13 protein-coding genes and 1 other RNA gene are annotated in these 17131 nt (G+C 37.3%); 10 read left to right on the plus strand and 4 right to left on the minus strand.

What is annotated here, in order from left to right:
- Positions 1 to 4 precede the first annotated feature (4 nt).
- Together xseB and mutL are read left to right on the plus strand one after the other, a co-directional pair.
- Complete coding sequence (gene xseB, locus AABJ44_RS09145; RefSeq protein WP_338368600.1) at positions 5 to 262, plus strand: exodeoxyribonuclease VII small subunit; 258 nt, start codon at positions 5 to 7, stop codon at positions 260 to 262.
- Positions 259 to 2136, plus strand: a complete 1878-nt coding sequence (mutL, locus tag AABJ44_RS09150; RefSeq protein WP_338368602.1) for a DNA mismatch repair endonuclease MutL — start codon at positions 259 to 261, stop codon at positions 2134 to 2136. The genes xseB and mutL overlap by 4 nt, the downstream gene beginning before the upstream one ends.
- Positions 2137 to 2175: 39 nt before the next feature.
- On the opposite strand, the gene AABJ44_RS09155 is transcribed toward mutL, so the two are convergent.
- Together AABJ44_RS09155 and AABJ44_RS09160 are read right to left on the minus strand one after the other, a co-directional pair.
- The gene (locus tag AABJ44_RS09155; protein WP_338368604.1) at positions 2176 to 4311 is read right to left on the minus strand and encodes a tetratricopeptide repeat protein; all 2136 of its coding nucleotides are present in this window, start codon (positions 4309 to 4311) and stop codon (positions 2176 to 2178) included.
- A gap of 1 nt (position 4312) precedes the next feature.
- Positions 4313 to 5530, minus strand: coding sequence for a tetratricopeptide repeat protein (locus tag AABJ44_RS09160; protein WP_074640257.1), 1218 nt, complete (start codon positions 5528 to 5530; stop codon positions 4313 to 4315).
- A 99-nt stretch (positions 5531 to 5629) separates the two neighbouring features.
- Between AABJ44_RS09160 and AABJ44_RS09165 the strand changes: the two genes are divergently transcribed.
- From AABJ44_RS09165 to AABJ44_RS09195, 7 genes are all read left to right on the plus strand, one after another.
- The gene (locus AABJ44_RS09165; protein ID WP_338368605.1) at positions 5630 to 6988 is read left to right on the plus strand and encodes a tetratricopeptide repeat protein; all 1359 of its coding nucleotides are present in this window, start codon (positions 5630 to 5632) and stop codon (positions 6986 to 6988) included.
- On the plus strand, positions 6988 to 7719 hold the full coding sequence (locus AABJ44_RS09170; protein ID WP_338368607.1) for a metallophosphoesterase: 732 nt from the start codon (positions 6988 to 6990) through the stop codon (positions 7717 to 7719). Before AABJ44_RS09165 ends, AABJ44_RS09170 begins: the two co-directional genes overlap by 1 nt.
- A 1-nt stretch (position 7720) precedes the next feature.
- Positions 7721 to 8659, plus strand: coding sequence for a transcriptional regulator (locus tag AABJ44_RS09175; RefSeq protein WP_338368608.1), 939 nt, complete (start codon positions 7721 to 7723; stop codon positions 8657 to 8659).
- Positions 8660 to 8789: 130 nt separating this feature from the next.
- Complete coding sequence (locus AABJ44_RS09180) at positions 8790 to 10463, plus strand: GAF domain-containing SpoIIE family protein phosphatase (RefSeq protein WP_338368610.1); 1674 nt, start codon at positions 8790 to 8792, stop codon at positions 10461 to 10463.
- 30 nt (positions 10464 to 10493) lie between these two features.
- Positions 10494 to 10832, plus strand: coding sequence for an anti-sigma factor antagonist (locus tag AABJ44_RS09185; protein WP_022930791.1), 339 nt, complete (start codon positions 10494 to 10496; stop codon positions 10830 to 10832).
- A gap of 64 nt (positions 10833 to 10896) precedes the next feature.
- Entirely contained in the window at positions 10897 to 11451 is a 555-nt protein-coding gene (locus tag AABJ44_RS09190) for an ATP-binding protein (RefSeq protein ID WP_074640249.1), read from the plus strand.
- Positions 11452 to 11569: 118 nt separating this feature from the next.
- On the plus strand, positions 11570 to 13558 hold the full coding sequence (locus tag AABJ44_RS09195) for a PP2C family protein-serine/threonine phosphatase (RefSeq protein WP_338368614.1): 1989 nt from the start codon (positions 11570 to 11572) through the stop codon (positions 13556 to 13558).
- 62 nt (positions 13559 to 13620) lie between these two features.
- On the opposite strand, the gene ssrA is transcribed toward AABJ44_RS09195, so the two are convergent.
- Positions 13621 to 14005: a transfer-messenger RNA gene (ssrA, locus tag AABJ44_RS09200) on the minus strand.
- A gap of 260 nt (positions 14006 to 14265) precedes the next feature.
- On the minus strand, positions 14266 to 15234 hold the full coding sequence (locus AABJ44_RS09205) for an Hsp33 family molecular chaperone HslO (RefSeq protein ID WP_338368616.1): 969 nt from the start codon (positions 15232 to 15234) through the stop codon (positions 14266 to 14268).
- A gap of 83 nt (positions 15235 to 15317) precedes the next feature.
- Between AABJ44_RS09205 and thrS the strand changes: the two genes are divergently transcribed.
- On the plus strand, positions 15318 to 17072 hold the full coding sequence (gene thrS / locus AABJ44_RS09210) for a threonine--tRNA ligase (RefSeq protein WP_338368618.1): 1755 nt from the start codon (positions 15318 to 15320) through the stop codon (positions 17070 to 17072).
- The last annotated feature ends 59 nt before the right edge of the window (positions 17073 to 17131 follow it).

Raw genomic sequence — 17131 nt, forward strand, 5'->3', positions numbered from 1 at the left:
CGTTATGAATACATTTGAAGAAAATTTAGCAAAACTTGAAAAACTCACATCAGATATAAAACGCAGCGATATTTCACTCGAAGATGCACTCAAGGATTTTGAAGAAGGAATTAAGCTTGCTTCCGGTATGGAAAAGCAGCTTGATGAAATTGAAGGCAAAATCCAGATTCTCATGAATGAACCACAGCCTGTATCTAAAGACAATCCTCCTCAGCTTGATCTTTTTTCTGATGACAGCGAAGTAAACGGAACCAGAAGATGAGCTTAGAACACCCTGTACGAACTCTGAATCCTGAAGTAGCACGCAAAATTGCTGCCGGAGAAGTAATTGACCGCCCTAACGCAATTATCCGCGAACTTATGGATAATTCCATTGATGCTGGAGCAACAAGCATAACTGTAGAAATTACCGGCGGCGGTATAGAAAAAATCAGAATAATTGATAACGGCGGCGGAATGACCCGTGAGGACCTTGAAAATTGTGCCCGTCCTCATGCTACAAGCAAAATTGAAAATGAAGTCGATTTAATGAATCTTTCAACACTTGGATTCCGCGGTGAAGCCCTTGCATCAATTGCTGCAGTAGCAAGACTTTCCATTCAAAGCGGCGGCTACAAAATGCGCGCAAGTATTACCGAAGACCACATTATTGAACCAGCTACAGAACTACAGGGAACAATCGTACAGTCAGAAGGACTTTTTGAGAATTTTCCAGCCCGCCGTCAATTCTTAAAAAGACCTGCAACAGAAGGCATAATGTGCCGTAACATATTTATAGAAAAAGCTCTTTCAAGACCTGATATTTCATTCAGATTTGTATCAGATGGTGAAACTAAAATAGACTTACCGGCAAATCAGTCTATAAAAGACCGTTTTGTAAGTGCAAACAGCTATTCAGAACCTGCAGAACTTTTTTATGAACTTTCTGGAAATGCCGGTGGAAGTTCTCCTGAATGGTCATTTACTGTAGTAATTGGAGAACCTGCTGTCAGCCGTTCAAATAAAAAAGAAATCTTTATCTATGCAAATGGAAGAAGAATTCAGGAATACGCTCTTGTACAGGCTGTTGAATATGGTGCACAGGGATATTTTCCAAACGGAACTTATCCGGTTGCTGCAGTTTTTGCACAAATCAGACCAGACCTTATAGATTTTAATATTCATCCTGCAAAACGTGAAGCACGCTTTTCTGACATTTCTGCCCTGCACCATGGTTTAAGCAGTACAATTAAAACCTTCTTCCATCAGTATACATATGCTAATTTCTCTGAAGATAAGCCTGCTGATGAAGCGAGAATCCAGGAATTCAGTTTTGAAGTTCCTGAAAAAACAACTTCATCTTTTCCTTCAGTTTCTTACAGTCGGCCAGCTTCTTCAGCAGTTTCTGCTCCATCTTCTTCAAAAGCTGCAGCAGACTACTCAATTCACGAAAAACATATTTCATACAAGCCTTCAGAGACAAAATCTGAAGCACTTTCTGATTTCCGCTCTAAATATCTTGGAATAAAATCAGATACAAGTTCTCTTGCAGAACAGGCTCTTTCTGCGGCTTCGGAAAATAATAAAAATTTCGATGCTCCAAAACATTCTCAGGTAAAATATATCGGACCATGTCTGGGTACATTCCTTCTCGCAGAAAAAAATAACTGCCTCTACATTATTGATCAGCACGCAGTTCATGAACGCATTCTTTTTGACAAACTTATGAATTCACAGGGAGAAGCCGGAAGACAGCCTCTTCTTATCCCATATAAAATCAAAACAGAATCAAAAACTCAGGATAATCAGCTTGAAAAACTGAAAACAGAGCTTACAAGAATCGGCTTTGAAACAGAACATGTATCTGACGGTTACTGGGAAATCAAAACAATTCCAGAACGATGGACAGGAACTGAATACGATCTAAGAACTCTTCTTTTTGTAAAACAGGTTGAGCCTAAAGAAATAATCCGCTCAATTGCAGCAATGACAGCCTGTAAAGCAGCCGTAAAAGATGGTTATGTTCTTGATGAAATTACAGCCGCCCGCCTTGTAGAGCAGGCCTTTACACTTGAAGATCCGCACTGCCCTCATGGCCGCCCGATTTACACTGTAATCAGCAGGGAAAAACTTTTTGAACTTGTAAAGCGCACTTAAAACAAAGGCTTTACACTCAATTTATAAGTTCTGGGCTGGTTATTCAAATACTGCAATCAGGCTCTGAACTTCGGCTTTTCTGAAAGATGGATTCTTGTTTCTTACATACAAAAGATTTTTGTATGCACTGCTTCCATCTCCAGCCTGAATCTGAGCTTTTGCAAGTCCTACATAAGCTTCAAGATTATCAGGATTTTTAGAAGTAATTTTTGTGAAGTTCGCAATTGCGTCAGTCAGTTTTCCGCCCTTTACCTGAGAATTTGCAAGATTCAATAAAGCGTCATCATCTTCAGGTATAATTTCCAGAGCTGCTTTATAGTATTTTTCAGCAGAAGCATAATCTTCTTTGAGCATATAAGCTGTTCCCAGATTATTGTTTACACTGAAATCTTTGCTGTCAGTTTTGTAGGCATCAAGAAGAAGGGACAAAGCTTTATCAGGTTCCTCATTGCCTTCTGCCATATAAAGCACACTGAGATTTATCTTTGATTTTATATGAGTTGGATTAAGCGCCAGTGCTTCTTTATACAATTTTTTTGCATCTTCTATTTTATTATTCTTTTCCTGAATTAAGGCATAATTGTAAGTTACATTTGCCTGCTGAACTTCATTTAATAAGAAATCCTTTTCATCATACGCAATCCAGCCATAACGTGATGCTTCTGCATATTTTTTATCATCATATAAAACTTTTGAAAGATTATAGGCTGTTAAAGTTTTAGTTTCACTCTTATTTAATTTATCAAGTGCTTTTTTATACTGTGCTTCTGATTCTGCATATTTTCCATATTGATAATAAACCGAGCCCAATTCCATAATTGCAGAAGTATTATCTGGGAATAATTTGATAAGATTATCATAAGCCTTTACGCATTCTGCAAGTTTTCCCTGGCGGTTATAAACTCTTGCCTGTTCAATATAACCTTTTTCATATTCAGGATTTATAGAAACTGATTTTTTAAACGAAGTGAGTGCACTGTTTTCATCATTTAGTTTTACATAAGTAAGACCAAGATTATAGACACTAGGTGAAAAATGATCGTTTAATTCTACGGACCTTATAAAGGAAACTTTAGCATCATTATATCTTCTCAAAAGATACTGAAGTTTACCCATATCATAATAATAAAGATAATTTGATTCATTTAGTGCGATTGCTTTTTCTAGTTCTGTTAAAGCACGGTTATAATCTTTTTTCTTCTGCGCATCCTGAGAAAGAATATAATGAGCAGAGTCATTTTCAACACCGTTTTCTATAAGTTTATTAGCAAGTGCGACACCTTCATCTAACAACTTCTGTTTTTCTGCCTCTGATGTTGCATTTTCAAGTTTTTTTGAGATGTCATCGAGTTTTGAGATATTTTTTTCGTTTTCGGCTTTTTCTGCATTAAGTCGGTTTCTTTCTGCCTCTTCTAAAGCTTTTTTAATACGCTGTTCTTCTTCGGCTTTCTGCTTAGCAGTTTGTTCTGCTTTCTTTCTATCTTCCTCTGCTTTTTTACGGGCAGCTTCTTCTGCTTTCTTTTTATCTTCTTCTGCCTTTCTGCGGGCATTTTCTTCTGCTTTTTTCTTGTCGTCTTCGGCTTTCTTACGAGCAGCTTCTTCTGCCTTTTTTCTGTAGTCTGCAGCTTTCTTACGAGCAGCTTCTTCCGCCTTTTTCTTGTCATCTGCGGCCTTTTTGCGGGCTGCTTCTTCTGCGGCCTTTATTTTCTTTTCTTCCGCGGCTTTCTTTGCTTCTGCTTTTTTAATCTTTTCTTCTTCGGCTTTCTGATTCTTTTTTTCTGCAGCCAGGCGTTCTGCTTCAGCCTTTTCAGACTCGGCTTTTTCTGCAGCTTTTTTTTCAGCTTTCAGACGTGCTTCTTCCTCTTCTGCTGCTTTTAGTCTGGCAGCTTCAAGTTCAGCAGCTTTCTCAGCATCATCCTTTTCAGAATCAGACTGGATTATTGTATCATAATCATCAGCAAACAAGTCATTTCCAGATAATCTTTCACCATAAGCATGACCGCGCCCATCAGAAAAGTCTCTATTATGACGATAAGTACTGCTGCAGGCCTCACATTTCATGAGAATGAGTAAAAAAATGATTATAAAAAGCGCAGAGGCAGCATAACTACAGATTTTTTTGAGACGTTTATCTTTTTCCTCATCTGATAAATCTTTCCAACGTTTGAATTCCATACTAATCCAGTTCCCCTTCCAGATCATATTCTATCAAATCTTCAGCTCCAGAAGTAAGATTTGTTGAATCACTTCCCTGCAATGAATTTGCAACATCTTCAAGAAGCTTTTTTCGTCTTTCTTCTTCTGATTTTCTCATATCTTCAAGCAGCTGTTCTCTGAGTCTGCGTTCATCCTCAAGGGCAGCTTCCTGCTCTTTCTGGCGGACTTTTGCTTCACGATTTGCAAGTTCCTGATTTCGTCTTCTTTCTTCCTCAAGCCATTTTTCATGTTCTTCACGAGACTGTTTTTCGAGCTCTTTCATTTCATCAAGCTCATCATCACTAAAGGTCATCCAGTCTTCAACATCATCTACTACTTCTTCTGAAACTGCAAGAGAAGAACTTCCATCATGTTCAAATTCTTCCCAATCAACTCTTGTACCTTCATTTTCTGTATCTGAAGCAGTAATTTTTTCCTGAGTTTTATTTTCTACAACAGCTTCCGGATTTTCTCCGTTTATTCTCTCCCACTCCGGATTTTCAGCTGCCTTTTTATTATTTTCAATTCCAGCTTCTACCTTCTCCCAGTCTGGAGAGAACGATTCTTTTCGTTTTTCATTCAGATTTCCATCGTATTCTTCCCACTGAGCTTTATTCTGTTCAGCAAGAAGTCTTGCTTCTTCTTCTCTGCGGGCAATTTCCTCTTCCAGAGCCTTTATCAAAAGTTCAATTCGTTCTCTCTGAGGATTATCCGGGCATTTATTTACAAAATCAATATAATCATCTTTTGCAGAAACAAGCTGTCCTGACATTAAAAGTGCATTTGCGCGGTTCAAAAGTGCATCATAAAAAAGAGGATCTGCATTGAGAGCTTCTGAATAGCTGCTTACAGCTGATGCATAATCCTTCATAGCGTAATAAGTATTTCCCATATTATAGGAAAGAAGTTTTTTATTATCCGGCTGTGCTTTCATTCCGCGTCTGAAGGCATCTATGGATTTATCATATTCACCAAGCTGATAGTATCCCAATCCCAGAAAATTATAGGAATTATCTGAAATCTGACCATTAAGGATTTCATACTCAAGTACCTGAACAGCATCCTTTGCATTGTTTTCCTTAAACAGGGATTCTCCACGTGACAATCCAGAATTACCTGCACCAGAGTTCTGAGCAGAAAGATATGCTGCGAAAAAAATAAATGCTGTAAAAAGTATAACCTTTACTTTAATTTTCATATATATAGTTCCTTCGTGTTTGACATATCGACATAAATTTAATACTCTTATTATCGAGAGATTCTGGAAAGACTTAATCTGCTTTGACGGGAGTATCACATGCTTATTATCATTATAGCTATTTTTGCCGTAGTAATCATATCACTTCTTATCATAATATTAAAAAATTTTGTATCCCCAAAAAGAATCGAAGCAGTTCCTCGTCTTATTAAACAGGGTAAAACTCAAAATGCCATTAAAATTGCAAAGCAGATTCTTGCTAAAGATCCAAAGAATTATCTTGCACACTATTATCTTGGTAAAGCCTATATAAAGGAAAACAGAACAGAACTTGCTGTAATTGAATATAAGAATGTAAACGACAATGCGCTTTTTGGTGAAGGAATCAATGAACTTTCCTTCCGTTCTGAATATTCACAGCTTCTTCTTAAGTACAACCAGCAGAATGAAGCACTTAAAAACTTCCTTCTTTTAACAAAGCTGGATCCTCAGAATGCAGAAAACTTTTATCAGGTTGGAAGAATCTACGAGGATCAGAACCGTTATGACTTAGCACTCGGCTTTATGCAGAAATGTGCAATGCTCGACAAAAAACATGCAAAAGCACATGCAGAAATAGGTCTTATGCTTTACCGTACTAAGCAGTTTAATGAAGCTAAAAAAGAAATCGATATGGCAATTAAGCTTAGTCCGGAAACTTATTCTTCCTACTATTATCTTGGAAAAATCTTAAAAGATGCAAAAGACCTTCAGGGAGCTATTAAAGCCTTTGAAAAAGCACAGCGCGACCCGGATGTAAAGCAGAAAGCCATTATAGAACACGGTTCCTGCTTTATGATTGCCGGAAGAATAGACAATGCGCTTGTAGATTTCCAGAGAGCTATTGAGCTCGATAAGGAAGGAACACAGTCCGAAACACTTTATGCACGTTATTTCCTTGCTGCCTGTTATGAAAAAAGCCGTAAAATTGACAAAGCTATTGAGCAGTGGGAAGTTATTTACAAAAAAAATAAAGGCTTTAGAGATGTATCTGCTAAGCTTTCAGAATACAAAGACCTTCAGGCAAACGACTATCTTAAAGATTATCTAACCTGTAGTAATGAAGAGTTCCCTATTATCTGCCGTAATGCAACAATCAAGGGTCTGAACCTTCAGGTTCTTTCCTGCGACCAGAAAAAATGGGGATGTCAGATTACAGGTGTAAACAAAAGTGATGAATCCTGGATGGCCGTACGTAAACAGGTCATTTTCATCAGATTTTACCGCGAACCAGAGCCTGTTGAAGAAGCTCAGATTCATGAATCTCTGGACACAATGAAATCTATGAACAGTGTAAAAGCCTTTCTTTTTTCAAGCTCGGGCTTTAATACCGCAGCAAAACGTTATGCAGAAAACAGACCTATTGAGCTTGTAGAAAAACAGAAGCTTGAAGCATTGCTTTCAAAAGCTGGTGAATAATGAAGATTTTATGTGTTTCCGATTATGTAGACCCGCTTATCTATAATCAGAATGTAAAGGAAGCCTTTGCCGACATAGATTTAATACTCTGTGCAGGCGACCTTCCAATGGATTATGTTGATTTTATTGTATCAGTATTTAATAAGCCTACATATTTTGTATTCGGAAACCATGATTTAAAGGAATATCACTTATATCATAGAGAAAGCCGACTTGACGGCTCTCGTTTTACCAAAAGTTATGACCAGTCAATTCATGGACATGGTGCAACCTATTTGGGTTTCAAATGTTTTATAAACGATAACTTAGTATTTGAAGACCCTCAAACTGGTAAAAAAACACCACTTTTAATTGCAGGAGCTTCAGGTACTGTTCGTTATAATAATGGACTCTGTCAGTTTACAGAAGCTCAGATGAAATTCAAGCTTTTAAAACTGGTACCAAAGTTGATTTATAACAAGTTAAAATATGGAAGATATCTTGATATTTTCATGACACATGCTTCTCCACGGCATATTCATGATCATGAAGATCCCTGCCATCTTGGTTTTGAATGCTATAACTGGTTTCTGGAACGTTTTAAGCCAACTTATATGGTTCACGGGCATATTCATCTTTATGATTTACGTGAAGAACGAATTGGAAAATATTATGATTCCACTGTGGTCAATGCATATGCGCATTATGTAATTGAACTGCCTATGAAAACAACAGAACAAAAGGACAACTAAGATGGATTTTTCAAAAGCAAAATCTGAAGAAGATTTTAACAAAGCACACGCAAAAGCATTTATTAACGAAATTCAGCATCTGCTTTCTCCTGAAGAAGCTAAACTTATCTCTTTAACCGACGTAAAGCAGATGATTAAGTCTAACTCAGAAACCTATATTGGAATGAAGGTTATTCCAATTGATAAAATTGTTGGAAGCGAAGGCCGATATAACGATTTTGATAACCGTTTCTTCCCAAAAAGCACACATCTCAAAAACCGCTGGCAGCATGTAGATGAAGCCGCATTAAAAGATATTACACTTCCACCAATTAAAGTTTACGAAATTGCCGGTGTTTATTTTGTACGCGATGGAAATCACCGTGTTTCAGTAGCAAAAATGCGTGGAACAGAGTTTATTGATGCAGAAGTAGTTTCCCTTCAAAGTGAAATCAAGCTCAAGAGAGCCGATTCCCTCAAGGAAATCAAAAAGCAGATAATAAATTACGAAAAACGTGTTTTCTACAGTGAAACAGGTTTTGGTGATATAACTGATTACTGGTGTCTCGATTTTACAAGTGCCGGCCGTTACGATGTAATTTATAATCACATTTTAACTCATAAATACTATATGAATCTGGATAAGACTACTGAAGTATCAATGGAAGAGGCAATTAAATCCTGGTTCTATAATGTTTACTTCCCTCTTGCATCAATTATCAGGGAAAAATACATTTTAAGAGACTTCCCGGGCCGAACTTTAGGCGATCTTTATGTCTGGACAGTTCGTTATTGGGATGATTTAAAGAAAAAATTCGGTGATGACATTCCAATGGACGCCGCTGTAATAGATTTTAAGAAGCATTACAAAATTCCTCTGGCAAAACGCTTCTTAAATCGTGTAAAATGCATCATTTTACGTCGTGCCATTACTGAAAACCCAAAACTTAATCTGGGATAAGGGAAGTTACTTAAAATGACCTGTCAAGACTGATAAGCTCAAACTTATTCCTTGACGGGTAAATATTTCAATGTTAAAATCTAAGATAATGCCGATAATATAGTAATACTATATTCGTTAGGAGAAAACTTTGTTTACCATTGATTCATTTATAAATGTTCCGCTCTATATTGCTGCCGGTATTTGTGCTCTGCTTATCCTTTTTCTTCTGATAATTAAACTCAGAAATAAGGCAAAAATCAGTTTAGTATTCTTAATTTCTGCAGGCATTATGTTCCTTGGTACAATTTACAGCACATTCAAGGGATATTATTCATATATTGTATTTACAATCATTCTTTCAGAAATAATTCTCTTACCATATCTGATTATTAAAGCATTCATCAATCCAGAAAAGATTGAAGAGAAAAAAGCTGCTAAAAAAGCTGCTGAAATCAATGCTTCACGCGATAATGACATGGTTAATAGAGCTGTCATTCAGCAGATTGAAGAGAAAAACCAGCGCTATATTGAAATTAACCGCAATCTTATTGCTAAACTTTCAACATTCTTTACAAATAACAACAGTATGGAAAACTTCCTCGAGTACTGTAATGACCTTATGACAGAAAAGGTTCGCGCAGACGGTTGTATTTTCCTTATTGCTGATGATTATGATAATACACTCGCTGTAAAATCTTTCAAAGGAGCCTTCCCGCCACCTTATAAACTGCCGGAAGACCTCCCTCATAAGCCAATCCGTGTAGAAACAAACCTTCGTTTTGCACAGTTCCCTCTTCAGGACAACATTTTTGGCCAGATTTTCACAGAAGGACAGCCAGTTCTTATTACAGACTCTGTAAAAGATCCTCGTGTATATCAGAACGGACCAGAAGAATTCCTCCGTTGTGGAAGTTATATATTCGCACCAATCAAACAGGTTGATTCTGTAGTAGGACTTGTTGGTCTTGCACGTAAACCAGAGAGCGAAAAGTTCACAAAAGATGAATTTGATACAGCTGTTATGCTTGCAGAAGCAGTTTCTACAGCAATTAAACCACTTTACAGCTTCCTTGATTATGCTGAACATACAGAATTGAATAAGGGTGGCTCTATTGCTTCTAAGTATCAGAAAGATATGCTTCCTGCAAAACTTCCTGTTATTCCAGGACTTTCAATCGGCTGTTACTCTAACCCTGCAGAAAATGTCTGCGGTGACTATTATGATATTCTTGTTTCAAGAAAAGACCGTATCTCATTCGTTATGGCAGATATCGCAGGAAAGGGCATGAACTCACTTATCGTTATGATTATGATTCGTGCTATTCTCCGTCTTGCAGTTCATACAGCACAGTCTGCTTCAACAATTATGTCATGGGCAAACAGAGGTATTTGTCTCGAAAGTTCTAAGATTGACCACTTTGCAAGTATTGCACTTATCAACTATGATGCAACAACTAAAGAAGCAGAAATCAGTACCTGTGGTAATAACCCTGTATTCCATTATTCTGCATCTGAAGGAACAATTAAACAGATATCTGTACCAACTGAGCCAATGGGGGTAACAAAAGATACAGTTTTCACTAACCTTCCAATCAAACTTAACTCAGGTGATATTATCGCTACATGTACCGACGGCTTACTTGAATCTCTCAATGAAAATGGTGTACAATATTCTATTGAGAATCTTAAGAAGGTAATTGTAAAAAATGCCGGTGCAGCGGCTAAGGATATTTCAAATCGTGTAAAAGATGATTTGAAGAAATATTGTGGAACTGCACAGCAGTATGATGATCAGAGCCTTTTGGTTATTAAAATACAATAATTTAATGGGGAATTAAAAAGGAGATTCGTTATGGAACTTAAAATACGTAAGAATGGTGATGTCTACATCATTGACGTAACCGGTGAGATGGATCTTTACAATTCATACAAGCTTAAAGAGCTGGTTATGAAGATGCTCGAAAAGAATGTAAAGAACTTTGTCATCAATCTTGAACAGGTAGACTACATTGACTCGTCTGGAATCGGTGCGCTTATTTACATCTGTTCTACAATCAAAAAGATGAACTTGAATCTTGCTATCGCAAATATTCACGGTTCTGTAAAGAAGGTAATTGAACTTACTAAGCTCATGGGTTACTTCCCTATTGCTAACAGTATTGAAGAAGCCCTTTTAATGGTAAAAGAATAATTCATTTTATTGTTAGAAACGTTTTTTTTATTTAATTAAGTGAATAACTGCAGGAGGAACTGAGATGGTTCAGGAATTAAAGGAACTCAGATCGGATGAGAATGACCCATTGTTTGATAAAACAAATATGCTGAAGAAGGAATTCCCTTCTGACTTCAGACAGATTCGTTACTTCACCTTGCTGATTGTTCAGTCAGCACCTACAGAAATTAAGGAATTAAATCTTCTTGAGCAGCAGATTAGTGAAGTTATTAAGAATGCTGTAAAACACGGTAATCACTGTGATATCAACAAGAAGGTAACTGTTTGGTATTCATTCAGCCCAACACATGCACATATTATTGTACAGGACGAAGGAGAAGGATTTCAGGATCTCGAAAAGTGGAATGACTTCAATAAAAAGCGTCTTGAATGTCTTCATAACAATGATTTTATGGAATTGTCAAACTACGTTTCTTTCAGAACTAAAGAATCTGATAGCCAGGATGGTGGAAACGCTTTGTTTGCTGCATTGGAATATTGGAACGGCGGTTTTGTTTATAACGGAAAAAGAAATGCCGTTGCCATGCTCAAAAAATATCAGCAGAAATTCCATAATGCAAATCATGATGGTGAATAATTAGTTTTACAATAATTTAATAATAAAAAAAGTGTCTGAGAAACTGAAACTAATTAATCTGAAATTCAGGTTATCGTATCCAGTTCACAGACACTTTTTTTTTATCCAAATTGAAAAAATGAAAAGCTTTTTATATAAAATATCATTACTGTTCTTCCTCCTTGTTCTTCTTTCCAGTTGCAAAGATACTTATTCTGAAAAAGAAAGATTCTATCTTTCTAACGGCTGGTCATATTCAGAATATGGAGAACCCCATGAATTTCATCCTTTAGCTGATAAAGATTTACCACAGCTTGTTAAATTATTACCAGATGCAAGCGGATATATTTTTATAAAAAAAAGCTTTAATATACCTCAGCACTTCAGACATAAAGAAATTTATTTATTTCTTGGCCGCGTAAAAATTGCTGCAAAAGTTTATCTTAACGGACATTTACTAGGACAGGCTGGATTCTTCCCTCCTCATGAATTTACTGAAGGTGAAAAATCAAGCTATTTTAAAATTCCAAAAGAATATATTAATTTTTCAGATAAGAATACAATTATGATTTGTGTATGGTGTAACGAATATGGAACCATACAGGACATGCCTTTTATTTCTGCTTCTGATGATGTTATTCATAAAGCTGAATTTGAAAATCTGGTTAACTCAAAAATCTACATGATTTTCTCTGTTGTACTTCTTATTGTTTTTCTCATTTATTTCTTTTTATTTTTACTTCGCAGATCAGAAATTCAAAACCTTTCGTTCTCACAAATGTGTTTTTCAACAGCTTTATATCTGGTCACATTTTATATTGGTGAATACTCTATAATCTATAAACATATTTATTCTTTCCTTCTTTTTGAACAGATATTTAATGGAACTGCTCCAATAATCACAAGTTATTTTGTAATTAATTTTACAAGAGACTTCTTAAAGCATCGTGAAAGAACTTTCAGCAGAATCGGACGATTTATTTTGACTCTTATTGCACTGGCATTACCATTCTGTACTTCAGATTTATCAACCTCACGACTTCTCCTGCGTTTCGGCTTTCTTATAATGGTTTTACAATTTATTTACCCTACTGTCATCTTAATTAAAGCATTACAGAAAAAAGAAAGTCAGGCTATAAAATTCATTTTATGTTTTGTACCGATTTATCTTGTTTTAATTTATGAAGCTTTTACACGTTTAGTTCTGAAACAACCAACAAATACTCTGATTCTTTCGATTTCATGGCTTTGTGTAATATTCCTTTTCCTTGGACTTCTGATTGTAAATTTTGTCCAGCTTGCAGGAAAAGTAGAATATATGAATAAACATCTTGAGAACTTAGTTGTAGAACGAACTCAGGCTCTTGAAAAAGAAAGAAACAGAGCTGTAAAAGAAATTGATCTTGCGGGTTTTGTGCAAAAGAACTTTTACAATGTTGATACATCTGAAATAAAAAACTGGGAAATCAAATTTGCATTTAAGGCAATGTCTGGAGTTTCCGGTGACTTATATATTCTCTTTATGTCAGAAAATCATCTTAACGGAGTTGGAATTTTTGATATATCCGGACACGGAATTGCTTCTGGTCTTGTTACAATGCTTGTGAAAAATATTATTGAGCAGGAATTTAAAAAAGGAATGAAACATCCTTTACATGAAGTAATGGCAAAAATCAATGAACGGATTATTTTAGAAAAAGGAAGCATTGAAAATTACCTTACTGGCCTTATAATCAGATTTTCAGAAAATTATTGTGAACTCGTTAATGCCGGACATCCTAAAGCTTTATTGTACAGTGCAAAAAATAAAATACTCGGACCTATTGAACAGGATGGTGTAAATCAGTTTGGTGCAATAGGAATTCCTGATTTCCCTATAAGCTTTGAATCTTTGAAATTTAAAATTCATAAGGGTGATGAAATTGTGCTTTATACGGATGGAATTACAGAATGCACTAATGCAAAGAAAGAATATTTTGGCTCAGAACGCATTATGTCTGTATTTAAGGAAAATGTAGATAAACCTCTCGAAAATCAGGTAAATGCAATGACAGACACTCTCTTTAAGTTTAGTGGCACTGAAAAACTAAATGATGATATAACCTATCTGATTCTTAAAAAACTCTAATCATTTTTGATTATGCAGGTTAAATTAAAAAAGCTTCGTTTTTACAACGAAGCTTTTTTCTTATCTGGAGGTGGGGAGAATTGAACTCCCGTCCGAAAAAGTAAACCAGGTACATCTACAAGTTTAGTTATGCGAGGTGGTTGTCGGGAGCCGGTAGCAGCATAACAAGCGTCGCCTCCGTATTCTGATTAAAAGTCCCACGCAAAGACCAGACACAATGCGCAGCAAGTTCCGATAAGGTAAAAGAACATCAGGCAACGCGGAACAGGGCCGCCTGGGTTCCTGCACGGCTACTTACGCAGCGAGTGCTTCTGCTTCGAAAGAAGCCTCATCAGCTTCTTCTTCTTTTCTTGCGAAAATTGCAGTTATTTTTTTGTCAGTTTAAGGGACCTTCAACCCTACCTGCAGTACAAGATTTCCCAATTCCGTCGAAACCGGGACACCCCCTTACGATATATGAATATAATCATAAAAAAGAATACCGTCAAGTAAATATTTGCTGTCTCATATAAAAAATAAATGCAGCTTCCGTTGCGATGAGACAAAACTGCGGTTGAGCGTAAGTGGTATCCGACTCGCTTCGCTCGCGAACGCTCAAATGCATTTTTGTCTCCTCTCCACTCGCGCTACATTTATTTTTTATAAAATCTGTGAATTACTTTTACAATCAGTTTTGTGATTATATTCTATATCTCTCGCGCGGGAGGTTAGATCTCATTAACTGGAATGTGGTATACACTGCCGCATTTTCGGCATACTACTTCTAGTGGCTCTGGGCCGTTTTTACGGATGTCTTCGAGGTCTTTTTGTGGGAGGCCGCGGATGTGATTTAAGAAATAGTCTTTGCTGCATGGGCAGTCGTAGATTATGTCGCGTTTCATGGTGATGGTTGGCTGGAACTCTCTAAAGAGACCAAGGATGATGTCTTCGGAATCTACTTCACCTTCGCTGTACAGGAGGCCGATGCTTGGGCAGGCTTTGAAGGCGTTTTCTACCTTACGGAGGAGTTCTTCTTCATCTGCATCTTCTTCGGCGTGGCTGTCTATCTGAGAACCTAATTCTGCGGTACCACCAGTTTTTGGCATTACCTGGATGTACATTGCGCCGGCTCCGACTACTCTTCCCTCTTTATCAAACTGAATGCTTGAATTAAAGGCGGTATTTATCTGTTCTGACTGAGCAAAATATGAGGCAAAATCAATTGCAATATTTTCGCCGTCTACATCTACAGTAGAACTCTGAAGATATTTATCATCTTTATGAATACGCGAAAAAGTCAGATTTCCAGCACCAAGGAATGGCTTAAGATTCCAGTTTTCAAGAGGCTTATCAAGAGGAATATGTTCTTTTTCAAGATAACTTCTTACACTACCGGTTGAATCAGCTTCTACTGTATAGCCGTCTGCTGAACCAGTTCCTTCAAAACGAATCAGGGTGTGTTCCATATCTTTCATCATAGGAATTGTAAGGGCACCACAAAGGCTTGCCTGACCAAGAATATATGTTTCGAGAATTCCAAGATTATGCTGGGCACGCATCTGATTTATAAAACGTGTGCCATGAAAAAGTGCACCGCGGATACGGCCATCTGCCATTGTAAAAATGCGTAATTTATCTTCTTCTATTTTTGAAAGGTGCTCTGAAAGAGTTTTATCTGTAATTTCTGCTTTAATCATACACATAATATAGTAGATTTATTGAATACTTACAATCAAAGCGATATAATAGATAAACATTTTTACATAAAAGAGGTACAAAAATGGCTATTGATGAAAACTTGCAGATTGTTAGACACAGCTGCGCACATGTGATGGCAGAAGCTATTTTGAAGCTTTACCCGGGCACAAAGATTGCTATTGGCCCTGCTATCGAAAACGGATTTTACTACGACTTTGAATTCCCAACCGACACCAAGTTCACCGAGACCGATTTTGCTACCGTTGAAAAAGAGATGAGAAAGATTCTTGCAGGAAATCATGAATTTGTTCGCAAGGAAATCTCTAAGGAAGAGGCTCTTAAGCTTTTTGCTGACCAGCCTTATAAGATTGAATTGATTAACGATTTGCCGGAAGGCGAAACTATCTCTACATATGAACAGGACGGCTATCTTGATCTTTGCCGTGGTCCACATGTTGCTTCAACTAAAGAAATCAACGGACAGGCATTTAAGCTCGACCGCGTTGCTGGTGCTTACTGGCGTGGTGATGCTAACCGCACTATGCTTACTCGTGTTTATGCACTCTGTTTTGCAAAGCCAAATGATCTTAAAGATTATCTTGCTATGCTCGCAGAAGCTGAAAAACGTGACCATCGTAAGCTTGGTCAGGAAATGGATTTGTTCCACCTCGATCCTGAAGATCCAGGTCAGATTTTCTGGCATCCAAACGGATGGTCAATTTATACTGTAATGCAGGATTATATGCGCAAGATGGTACGCCGTGACGGATATCAGGAAGTAAATACTCCAGCTATCATGCCACGCACTCTCTGGGAGCGTTCTGGTCACTGGAGACACTATCAGCAGAATATGTTTATCACTGAATCTGAAAAACGTATGTTTGCTATTAAACCTATGAACTGTCCTGGAGCCCTTGAGATTTTCAAGAGCCGTCAACGTTCTTATAAAGACCTTCCACTCCGCCTTGCAGAGTTTGGTCATGATGTTCGTAATGAAGCAAGTGGAACACTTCACGGTGTAATGCGTGTACGCGGCTTTGTTCAGGATGATGCTCATATTCTTTGTACAGAAGATCAGATTGGTCCAGAAGTTGCAAAGTTCTGTAAGCTTCTTAAGGCAGTTTACCATGACTTTGGCTTTGATGACCTTGTTGTTAAATTCTCTACAATGCCTGAAGATCACGTTGGTGACCTTGCTACATGGGAACGTGCTGAAAAAGCTCTTGCAGACGCTTGTACAGCAGCCGGCCTCACTTATGAAATTCAGCCTGGTGAAGGTGCTTTCTATGGTCCAAAGCTTGAGTTTAAGCTTTACGACTGCATTGGTCGTGAATGGCAGTGTGGTACAATTCAGGTAGACTATCAGCTTCCTTCTGCAGAACGCCTTGATGCTACATACATTGGAGCTGATAACCAGAAGCACCACCCTGTTATGCTTCACCGCGCTATCCTTGGTTCATTCGAACGCTTCCTTGGTATCCTCATTGAAAACTTCGCAGGTGCATTCCCAACCTGGCTTGCATTTGAGCAGGCTGCAATTGTTCCTGTTACAAATGATTTTGATGATTATGCTAAGAAGGTTTATGAGTCTCTTATTGGAGCTGATATCCGTGCTAATGCATATCTTTCATCAGAGAATATGAGAAACAAGATTAAGACAATCACAAAGGAACACAAAACTCCTTATATTCTGATTGTCGGCGAGAACGAAAAGAAGGATGGAACTGTAACCGTGCGTTTCCGCCAGTCAAGCGGTCTTGAGCAGAAGACAATGAAGATTGAAGAATTCATTGCTTATGTTCAGAAAAAGAACGAAGAAAAAGGAACTTCAATTTAATTTCAAATTAAATAAATTTATTTGAAAAAGCAGAAACCTCGTTGTAGAATATTTATATA

This window comes from Treponema bryantii (assembly GCF_036492245.1).
Classification (GTDB): Bacteria; Spirochaetota; Spirochaetia; order Treponematales; family Treponemataceae; genus Treponema_D; species Treponema_D bryantii_C.

What these genes read in the sequence shown, in the direction of transcription:
- xseB (WP_338368600.1), top strand. Translation starts at nt 5, where the DNA reads ATGAATACATTTGAAGAAAATTTAGCAAAACTTGAAAAACTCACATCA.
- mutL (WP_338368602.1), top strand. Translation starts at nt 259, where the DNA reads ATGAGCTTAGAACACCCTGTACGAACTCTGAATCCTGAAGTAGCACGC.
- AABJ44_RS09155 (WP_338368604.1), bottom strand. Translation starts at nt 4,311, where the DNA reads ATGGAATTCAAACGTTGGAAAGATTTATCAGATGAGGAAAAAGATAAA.
- AABJ44_RS09160 (WP_074640257.1), bottom strand. Translation starts at nt 5,530, where the DNA reads ATGAAAATTAAAGTAAAGGTTATACTTTTTACAGCATTTATTTTTTTC.
- AABJ44_RS09165 (WP_338368605.1), top strand. Translation starts at nt 5,630, where the DNA reads ATGCTTATTATCATTATAGCTATTTTTGCCGTAGTAATCATATCACTT.
- AABJ44_RS09170 (WP_338368607.1), top strand. Translation starts at nt 6,988, where the DNA reads ATGAAGATTTTATGTGTTTCCGATTATGTAGACCCGCTTATCTATAAT.
- AABJ44_RS09175 (WP_338368608.1), top strand. Translation starts at nt 7,721, where the DNA reads ATGGATTTTTCAAAAGCAAAATCTGAAGAAGATTTTAACAAAGCACAC.
- AABJ44_RS09185 (WP_022930791.1), top strand. Translation starts at nt 10,494, where the DNA reads ATGGAACTTAAAATACGTAAGAATGGTGATGTCTACATCATTGACGTA.
- AABJ44_RS09190 (WP_074640249.1), top strand. Translation starts at nt 10,897, where the DNA reads ATGGTTCAGGAATTAAAGGAACTCAGATCGGATGAGAATGACCCATTG.
- AABJ44_RS09195 (WP_338368614.1), top strand. Translation starts at nt 11,570, where the DNA reads ATGAAAAGCTTTTTATATAAAATATCATTACTGTTCTTCCTCCTTGTT.
- AABJ44_RS09205 (WP_338368616.1), bottom strand. Translation starts at nt 15,234, where the DNA reads ATGATTAAAGCAGAAATTACAGATAAAACTCTTTCAGAGCACCTTTCA.
- thrS (WP_338368618.1), top strand. Translation starts at nt 15,318, where the DNA reads ATGGCTATTGATGAAAACTTGCAGATTGTTAGACACAGCTGCGCACAT.